The sequence below is a fragment of the Ruminococcus sp. CAG:57 genome, from assembly GCF_000435935.1.
Classification (GTDB): domain Bacteria; phylum Bacillota; class Clostridia; order Oscillospirales; family Ruminococcaceae; genus Hominimerdicola; species Hominimerdicola aceti.
In genome coordinates this window covers 60255-69659 of record NZ_FR890738.1, presented here as the reverse complement: position 1 = coordinate 69659, position 9405 = coordinate 60255, and the positions used below count along the sequence as shown (strand labels likewise).

Sequence of the window (9405 nt, the reverse complement as noted above, 5' to 3'; positions counted from 1 at the left end):
TTTTTTGCGCTGTCTACTTGACAGGGGGCGGGTCACATGAGTACCGCCAGTTATCCTATTCTTCTTCCTTTTTGATCTTGAAAATAAGCCTCATTAAACCCGATATGACCTTTGGACTTTTTACAACTACAACTTTCATAAGTATTACCTCCCGAATAGTTATAGTTTATATTATTCAAAAATCAAAAATCGGTTACCATTTTTGACTGTACTGACAGCAGATAGCCGCTTTTGAATGATATCTCAGCATATTTTCTATCCTGCCCATCAAAGCCTTTCACCACGTTTGATATCCCAAGTGGGAAAGTATTAGTCAGCAGACAGTCCTCTACTTCATATTTCGCACCCTTTATGGTCAGACCTTCTACCTTATCGGTATATGCCACCAGCGAGAACGAAAAGCCCTCACGGTCATATATCCTGTAACTGCCTGCACGATAAAGCCGAATTATCTCACTATCTGCGGCTATCATTCCCTCACCACCACAAGATAAAATATATCCCAGAGATTGGATATTCCCAAGTAAGTGGTCTACTCGTCCACCTGTTGCACCGAATATGAGAAAATCATCACAACCCGACTCAAAGCCCTGCTTTATGGCAAGCATAAGGTCGGTATCGTCCTTTTCTGAGGGGAAGACCTCGATATTATCAAAAACAGGTTTTTCAGCGGAATCAAAGTCGCCCATAATAATGTCCGACTTTACGCCCACTGCCTGTGCAAGCTTATAGCCCTTGTCAGCGGATATCACAAGAGAATCGTCGATAAAAGGCTTATATTCTGCCACACACTGAGCCGACACCGCTTCACCGCCTGAAAAGATAGTGCATTTCTTAGTCATTTTTGTATTCCCACTCCTTAAGCTGCTTTGCCTGCTCGTACATTTCCACATAACTTTCATGCCTTGACTTTGCGATCTCGCCATTTTTTACCGCCTCTATGACCGCACAGCCCTTTTCCTTTGTGTGGCTGCAATCAGGAAATCTGCACTTGCCCTCGTATTTCTGAAACTCAGGAAAACAGCCTGCAAGCTTGTCCTTGAAAATAATATCATATCTGTTGGTATCAAACGACGAAAAGCCAGGGGTATCGGCAATATAACCACCGCCCTCCAGCTTGTATAGCTCTACATGGCGTGTGGTGTGCTTTCCTCTGCCAAGCTTTTTGCTTATCTCGTTGGTGGCAAGCCCCAATGCAGGGAACATATTATTGAGCAGTGACGATTTGCCAACGCCCGTGTTTCCTGTAAATGCCGACAGCTTGCCCTCCAGCACTGCCTTAACAGCTTCACTGCCCTCGCCGGTGGTATTGTCTACCTGAAAGGTCTTTATCCCTGCGCCCTTGTATATGTTCACAAGCTCGTCACAGCTTTCCTTGTCTATCTTTGTAAAGACTACCACAGGCTCTATTTTTTTGAAAACAGCTATTGCAATAAACTTATCAAGCAACAGCAGATTAGGTCTTGGTTCGCAGGTAGACGAAACGAACACAAGCATATCAAGATTTGCAAGAGGCGGTCTTATAAGCAATGAGCGTCTTTCCTCTATCTTCTCGATAACTCCGCTTCCGTCGTCCTCCAATGAAAATTCAACTCTGTCGCCGCCTACAGGAGAAATGTTCTTTCTTCTGAATACTCCTCTTGCCTTACATTCATAAATGCCGTCGGAGGCTTCTACATAGTAGATGCCTCCGATAGCTTTAACGATTATTCCATTCATGAACTACTGACCCTGCTCGTCTGGCTCCTGAGGCTCCGGTGCAGGTGCTTCAGTAGTGGTAGTTGTAATAGTTGTTGTGGTCGTAGTTGTAGTAGTTGTGGTCGTTGTCGGAGTAATGTCGATCAGACCGCTTTCATTCAGGCTTCCGCTAAGAGTAGCTGTCTGCTTATCATAATCTATGTCATATACTGCATAACGGCACTTCTGCTGATTTTCGTCATTTGTGATGAAGATAGTCAGAGTTTCTGTCTTCTTGCCCTTTACAGTTACATTTACAGAACCGCCTGCAACAGATTCTCCACTGCCGATCTTCTGTGTATAAGCAACGTTGCCGTTATTGTAGATGTCTATAGAATATGAGCCGTGGATACCACTTGGGAGTGGCAGTGAGAATGTTACCTCAACAGGTGAAGTTTCTCCGGTCGAAACGTAAATAGTAACAGTTGTGTCACGCTCAACATATGTGCCTTCATCTGTATCCTGCTCGATGACCTTGCCCTTATCGCCCTCATGCTCGATCTCCTTGACCTCAGCCTTGAGCTTGTTCTCCTTGAGCATTGCAACTGCCTTTTCTTCTGTAAGACCTACAACGCTTGGTACTTTGACTCTTGTTTCAACAGGACCCTTACTTACAAACAAAGCAACAGTCGCACCTACGGCATACTGCTCGCCTGCTGCCGGCTGTGTTTTCACAACAAGACCTGAAGCTATATCCTCAGACCATATATCTCTCTTAACGACCATAAATCCTGCAGCCTTAAGCTCGCTTTCAGCCACAGTGCCGTCTTTCTTCACCATGTCAGGGATAGTTGCCATTTTTTTGCCCTTACTTACAGTAAGTGTGACCGTGAAGCCTTCCTTAACAGACTTTCCTGCTGCCTGACCCTGGAATGTGATTATTCCCTCGTCATACTGGTCATTATACTCTTCGGTGATATCAAATTTAAGCTTATCCTTATAATCCTGCTCAACCTGAACGATATTCTTGCCCACAAAGTTTGGCAGTGTAACTGTACCTGTGTGCATACCGTTTGAACCGCTGAATGACTTGAACACAACTCCTACGATAACGAACGCTGCAATGATAACTACTGCAACTGTAACAGCAAGGAGTATCGGAACAACGTAAGAACGCTTCTTTTCTTCCTCTTCTTCCTCGTCATCGTTTTCTTCGTCATCGTCCTCATATTCTTCATCGTCGTCATAGTTCTCACTATGCTCATCGTCAAAATATTTGTTATTGTTATCAGCCACAGGGATAGGAACAGGGCTGTTCTTATATCCGAAAACAACAGATGGATTAAGCTTGAATGTGTCTATATCCTTTATCATCTCTGCCGCTGACTGATAACGTCTTGCAGGATCTCTCTCCATAGCGTGCATAACTATTTCTTCAAGAGCCTCTGGGATAGAAGGCATGATCTCTCTTGGCGGAACCGGATCCTCCTGCATATGCTTGAGAGCGATAGCCACAGGATTTTCACCGTCAAAAGGCTTTCTGCCTGTGAGCATCTCATAGAGCATAACGCCTACAGAGTATATGTCAGATCTTTCATCTGTCATATCGCCCCTTGCCTGCTCAGGTGAGATATAGTGAACAGAACCGATAGTCTTGTCAGAAAGTGTCTTTCCGTCGATCCTTGAAAATCTTGCGATACCAAAATCCATGACCTTGATAGTTCCGTCAGGGAAAAGCATTATGTTCTGCGGTTTGATATCTCTGTGAACGATACCCTTATCATGAGCGTGCTGCAAAGCACGGAGTATCTGAGTTACAAAGTGCAAAGCGTCTTTCCATCTAAGCACGCCCTGCTGCTCGATAAACTCTTTAAGGGTGATGCCGTCGATATACTCCATAACGATAAACTGTATCTCGTCAGAAAATCCCACGTCATATATCTTTACGATATTAGGGTGAGAAAGTACAGCGATAGCCTTGCTCTCGTTTCTGAAGCGTCTGAGAAATTCCTCGTTCTGTGAAAACTCAGGCTTAAGTATCTTTACCGCAACAGTACGGTTTTCCATAACGTCAACTGCCTTATAAACGTCAGCCATTCCGCCTACGCCGATAAGCTCGGTTATCTCATATCTGCCGTCTAGCTTTTTGCCGATATTAGAATCCATGTAATTCAACTCCTATATTATTCATGTTTTATTGTCATTCCATTAATTTGCTATTACCGCAGCAGTAATATTATCTTTACCGCCGCATTCGTTTGCGAAAGCAATAAGCTGTTTTATAGCCTCGTCAAGATTATTGCCAAACACAGTTTCATATATCATATTGTCTGTGCAATAATTGGTCAGACCGTCAGAGCAAAGCAGCACCGCAAAATTATCATTTTCTTCAAGTTCGAAATAATCGACCTCAACATCTGATTCAACGCCCACAGCCTTTGTGATAACGTTTCTCATATGATGATTTTTCGCTTCTTCTTTGGTTATCTGACCCGACCTATAAAGCATTTCCACATAAGTATGGTCAGTGGTTATCTGAGCTATACCGTCCTTGGTAAGAAGATATCCACGGCTGTCGCCCACGCTCACCATATAGACGGTCTTATCCACCACCAATGCCGCAACGCAGGTAGTACCCATGCCGTTTTTGTCAATATCCTCCTTGCTCTTGCCATACACGATCGTATTCGCATAATGCACTGAAGTGAGCATAAGATTTCTTATGGAATTTGGTTTCATATCTTTTCGGAAATTTTCCTTGATACGTTTTACTACTGCGTCAATGGCAAGCTGACTGGCAACTCCGCCTGATGACGCTCCGCCCATACCGTCACAGACCACCGCAACGGCAACATTGTCAGCAAGAAATTCAGCATGCACTCTGTCCTGATTTTCACTGCGTTTTTTTCCGATGTCTGTATCAGACGCTATAAACAAGCGATTCACCACCTTTTATCAGATCTCATATTCTCGTCTTAGCTGACCGCAGGCAGCGTCTATATCCGCACCCAAGGTCCGCCTCACAGTAGCGTTTATCCCAAGCTTCTCCAGATATCCTCTGAATCTGTTGGCTGACTTTCTGTCAGAATGATAATTACGCTCCTTTATCTTATTAACAGGGATTATATTCACATGACAGACAAATCCGCCCAGAAGCTCCGCAAGCTCCCTTGCGTCCTCCATAGAATCGTTATGCCCGTCTATCAAAGCATATTCAAAAGAAATTCTCCTGCCCGTTACCTTAAAATAGTATCGGCAGGCGGCAAGAAGCTCGTTGATATCATACCTGTCATTAACAGGCATTATCTCGCTCCTGCTCTTATTATTGGAAGCGTGCAAAGAGATAGACAATGTTATGCCCAGCTTTTTCTCTGCAAGCTCATATATCCTCGGCACAATGCCGCAGGTAGACACCGAAACGTGCCTTAGCGACATATTAAAGCCCTTTGGACAGGACAGCACTTCAAGGAAATTCACAACATTATCAAAGTTATCCATGGGCTCGCCTATTCCCATAAGCACCACGCCTGATATCTTTCTTCCGCTGTCACGCTCAGAAGCGTATATCTGTCCCAGAATCTCCGAGGAAGTCAGATCACGCTTGAAGCCTGCAATAGTTGACGCACAAAAGCGACAGCCCATTTTGCAGCCCACCTGAGTTGACACGCAAATGGTGTTTCCGTAGTTGTATTCCATTATTACGGATTCCACATGATTTCCGTCCTCAAGCTCATATAGATATTTTACAGTATTATCGGTATGAGATTCAAGCTTTTTTGACACAAATAGTGATTTTAAACAAAATTTTTCATTGAGCAGATTCCTTAATTGTACAGATAGATTAGTCATTTCATCAAAACTTGACACTCGTTTTACATGAAGCCAATCAAATATCTGCCCTGCACGGAACTTCTTTTCTCCAAGCTTTAGTATCTCAGCTTCCAGCTCGTCAGGCAGAAGCCCCAATATATCTATTTTTCCATTATCATCAAATGCTACCAAAAGTTCACCTCAGCCTGATAAACTTAGCAATAAAAAATCCGTCTGAATTATATTTTGCAGGTGTGATAGACATTCTGCAAAGACCGCTGTCGCTACCGAAAGCCTCGCCTAGCGATGCAGGCTCAAAATCAGGGTGTTCAGCCAAAAATCTGTCTGCCACCTCATCATTTTCCGCCCTTGACAGCGTGCAGGTGGAATACACCAGCGTTCCGCCGACTTTTACATACTCCGCTGACGTTTTCAGTATATCATACTGTATTTCAGGAAGTCTGTCGAAATCTGAGGGTTCTTTATACTTTATCTCAGGTTTTCTTCTTATTACGCCAAGTCCGGAACAAGGTGCGTCGCAAAGCACTTTGTCAGCCTTTGGCATTTTCTCGTCATAGACCTTTGCGTTGTTGACACCTGCCCTTATGCAGTCAAGTCCAAGCCTTTTGGCACCGCTTTCAATAAGCCCTGCACGATTTCTATGCAGATCAAAAGCAAGCACTCTGCCCTTGTTGTTCATACGCTCGGCAATTGTAAAGGTCTTTCCACCAGGTGCGGCACAAAGATCAAGAACTGTATCGTTCTCCTTAGGATCAAGAGCCGCACAGCAAAGCTGGCTCGAAAGATCCTGAACGTGTATCCTGCCCTCTTTGTAAGCCTTAGTATGCTCCACCGCTCCTGCACCGCATATCCTTATGCAATCAGGCAGGACGGACAGCCTTTCAAAGGTAATGCCCTCCTCAGCGAGCATATCCAGTGTGCTTTCAAGAGAATGAAATACCGTGTTCACTCTTGCGGTGACAGGTGCCTGTCCCACAGAGGTTTTCAGCATTTCAAGGCAGATGTCCTTACCATATTCCCTTGTCCACTTCTCCGTCAGCCATACAGGTGCGGAGTATTCTATAGAAAGCTCCTCCGTAGCATTTCTGCCCTTTGGAAGCTTTTTGTCGTTTCTTATAAACTCCCTTAGCATTGCGTTCACAAAGCCGCTTGCCGCAGGATTTCTGTTTTTCTTTGCAAGCTTCACAGACTCGTCCACAGCCGCATTGTCAGGAACGGAGTCCATATATAAAAGCTGATAAAGACCCATTCTCAGTATAACTCTGACCTCAGTACCAAGCTTATTCTTAGGGTTGCGTGAATATTCCCGAATAATGTTATCAAGAGTTATCTGTCTTTCCAAAACGCCGTAGAAAAGAGCTGCGGCGAATTTCTTGTCCTGAGGTGAAAGGTCTGACCTTTCAAGGCCCTCGTCAAGAAGTATATTTGAATATGAGCCGCTGTTTTCAAGCCTTGTAAGCAGCCTTAAAACCGTTTTTCTGGCGTTTCCCATAGTTCCTCCGAATTATCCCAGCACAGTGCCGTTCTCGATATGTCTGCCTCTGAGAAAATCAGCGGTATCCATTCTCTTTGAGCCCTCAGCCTGCACCTGAGTAAATCTTATGACTCCGTCTGAGCAGGCAACAGAAAAGTCGCTGTTATCCACCACAGTGCCCGCAGGCTTTCCGCAAGGCTTTGTGGAAGCTATCTCAGACTTATATACTTTCAGCCTTTTGCCCTCAAGCACTGTAGTAGCGCATGGCCAATCAGACAGACCGCATATCTGTTTGTGTATCGTTCTCACAGGCTTTGTGAAATCTATAGGGCAAAGCTCCTTTGAGAGCATTGGTGCATAAGTCGCAAGGCTCTCGTCCTGCTTAACAGGAGTTATCTCACCCTTATCGAGCTTTTCAAGGGTATCAACAAGCACCTCTGCACCCATTTCAGCAAGTCTGTCAAAAAGCTCAGCGGCTGTTTCGTTCTCGCCGATAGGAGTAGCCTTTTCCACAAGGATATCTCCTGTATCCATGCCCTCGCCCATAAGCATCGTCGTAATTCCAGTTTCAGCCTCGTCATTAAGCACAGCCCACTGTATCGGACCTGCTCCACGATATTTAGGAAGCAGCGAGCCATGGACGTTCACACATCCAAGTCTTGGTATATCAAGCACCGACTTAGGGAGCATTTTGCCATAAGCCGCCACCACGATACAATCAGGGGCAAGGTCATTGATAATTTTAACATACTCCTCGCCGTCTTTTTTAAGGCTTTGCGGCTGATAAACAGTTGTGTCATGCTCCTGAGCCAGCACTTTGACCGGCGGCGGAGTAAGCTTATAACCTCTGCCCTTTGGCTTATCAGGCTGAGTGAAAACAGCCTGCACCTCATATCCGCTGTCATAAAGCTTTTTCAGCGTTGGTACGGCAAAATCTGGCGTACCCATGAAGATTATTTTCATTAGTCCTCGACCTCTACAAATTCTTCAACTATCTCAGTAAACAGATGACCCTCAAGGTGTGCAAGCTCATGGCAAACGCACTGTGCAAACAGTTCTGATACTTCCATTTCGTACCACTTGCCGTGTCTGTCCTGCGCCTTGAACTTAACTCTCATAGGTCTTGTAACATAGCCCCACTCGTTCGGGCATGAAAGACAGCCCTCCAGAACTCTCTGCTTTTCCTCGCTCTGCCATGTTATCTCTGGGTTGATAAGCTCGTAAACCTTATCGTCGATTATTATAACGACCACTCTTCTCAGCTTTGCCACCTGTGGACCTGCAAGACCAACGCCGTTGGCGTTTTTCAGGGTTTCTGTCATATCGTCAAGAAGCTGACCAAGCTTGTCGTCAAATTCTGTAACAGGCTTGCAGACCTTGTGAAGAATCTCGTCGCTCTTATTAAGTATTTTTCTGAGTGCCATTTATTTAACTATCCTTTCTTAAAGCCCGATATCGCCGTTTATGTCGGCATAAATACGAACTGTCTGATAATCTTTATTTTTATAGAACTCGCCCAGAACATGCTTTATCATCTCCCGAAAATCCGCAGTATTGCGTGTTTTCAGGATAAGTCTGTATCTGTAGCGATTATTTATCATTTCAAATGTGCAAGGTGCAGGGCCTAGCGCTCTGAGTGGAAAATTCACCCTATGCTGTGAGATATACTCTTTTATAAGCTGAGTCACCCAGCGTGAAGCGCCTATTACCTTGCTTTCAAGGGGTGCTGAAAAGCCTATGACGCATATATCGCAGAAAGGCGGATATGTCAGCGACTTTCTCAAGGCTATCTCCTCTTTATAAAACTCATCATAATTTTGCTCTGCCGCAAGGTTCAGCACATAATGGTCAGGCACAAAGGTCTGAATGTATGCGACCCCTGGTTTATCTCCTCTGCCGCTTCTTCCTGCCACCTGAGTGAGCAGTGAGAATGTTCTCTCATAGCTGCGAAAATCCCCTGTGAACAGTGCCTTGTCAAGGGATATGACACCCACCATTGTGACGTTCGGGAAATTTAGTCCCTTTGCTATCATTTGAGTGCCGAGCATTATATCATACTCGCCTTTCTCAAAAGCCTTGAAATTCTCCTCATAGGAATATCTCGAAGAAGTGGTGTCAGCGTCCATTCGCAGAAGCCTTGCCTGCGGAAAAAGCCTTTCAAGCTCGTCCTCCACACGCTGAGTTCCCACACCGCTTGATTTGAGCCGCTGTGAGCCGCACTGTGGACAGTGCTCTATATTATCCATGGTATATCCGCAGTAGTGGCACATATACCTATCGTTTTTCTTATGATAAGTCAGGGGTATATTGCAATTAGGGCAAGCCACAGGCTGACGGCAGTCCATGCAAGTGATATACGTTGTATAGCCACGCCTGTTTAAAAGCAGGATAGCCTGCTCTTTTTTCGCAAGCACTTCTGTGAG

General features: G+C 44.9%; 10 protein-coding genes. All 10 read right to left on the bottom strand.

Annotation, left to right across the window (positions count from 1 at the left end):
* Positions 1 to 55: 55 nt before the first annotated feature.
* Positions 56 to 139 (bottom strand): stage V sporulation protein SpoVM, encoded by an 84-nt coding sequence (gene spoVM / locus QVO88_RS12335; RefSeq protein WP_117856231.1) that lies wholly within the window; start codon positions 137 to 139, stop codon positions 56 to 58.
* Positions 140 to 182: 43 nt separating this feature from the next.
* On the bottom strand, positions 183 to 842 hold the full coding sequence (locus QVO88_RS07350; RefSeq protein WP_022287853.1) for a thiamine diphosphokinase: 660 nt from the start codon (positions 840 to 842) through the stop codon (positions 183 to 185).
* On the bottom strand, positions 835 to 1719 hold the full coding sequence (gene rsgA, locus QVO88_RS07345) for a ribosome small subunit-dependent GTPase A (protein ID WP_022287852.1): 885 nt from the start codon (positions 1717 to 1719) through the stop codon (positions 835 to 837). Before rsgA ends, QVO88_RS07350 begins: the two co-directional genes overlap by 8 nt.
* Positions 1720 to 1722: 3 nt before the next feature.
* On the bottom strand, positions 1723 to 3843 hold the full coding sequence (gene pknB, locus QVO88_RS07340) for a Stk1 family PASTA domain-containing Ser/Thr kinase (protein ID WP_022287851.1): 2121 nt from the start codon (positions 3841 to 3843) through the stop codon (positions 1723 to 1725).
* A 42-nt stretch (positions 3844 to 3885) separates the two neighbouring features.
* Positions 3886 to 4623, bottom strand: coding sequence for a Stp1/IreP family PP2C-type Ser/Thr phosphatase (locus QVO88_RS07335; protein WP_242843618.1), 738 nt, complete (start codon positions 4621 to 4623; stop codon positions 3886 to 3888).
* A 9-nt stretch (positions 4624 to 4632) separates the two neighbouring features.
* A complete protein-coding gene (gene rlmN / locus QVO88_RS07330) occupies positions 4633 to 5679 on the bottom strand; it encodes a 23S rRNA (adenine(2503)-C(2))-methyltransferase RlmN (RefSeq protein WP_022287849.1) in 1047 nt (348 codons plus the stop codon).
* 4 nt (positions 5680 to 5683) lie between these two features.
* Complete coding sequence (gene rsmB, locus QVO88_RS07325) at positions 5684 to 7000, bottom strand: 16S rRNA (cytosine(967)-C(5))-methyltransferase RsmB (RefSeq protein WP_022287848.1); 1317 nt, start codon at positions 6998 to 7000, stop codon at positions 5684 to 5686.
* Between the two features lie 12 nt (positions 7001 to 7012).
* A complete protein-coding gene (gene fmt, locus QVO88_RS07320; RefSeq protein WP_022287847.1) occupies positions 7013 to 7945 on the bottom strand; it encodes a methionyl-tRNA formyltransferase in 933 nt (310 codons plus the stop codon).
* Positions 7945 to 8406 carry a peptide deformylase gene (gene def / locus QVO88_RS07315; RefSeq protein WP_022287846.1) on the bottom strand — a complete coding sequence of 154 codons (462 nt, stop codon included), beginning with the start codon at positions 8404 to 8406 and terminating at the stop codon, positions 7945 to 7947. Before def ends, fmt begins: the two co-directional genes overlap by 1 nt.
* An 18-nt stretch (positions 8407 to 8424) precedes the next feature.
* The coding region (priA, locus tag QVO88_RS07310) for a primosomal protein N' (protein WP_288177871.1) at positions 8425 to 9405 on the bottom strand (981 nt) is incomplete at its 5' end.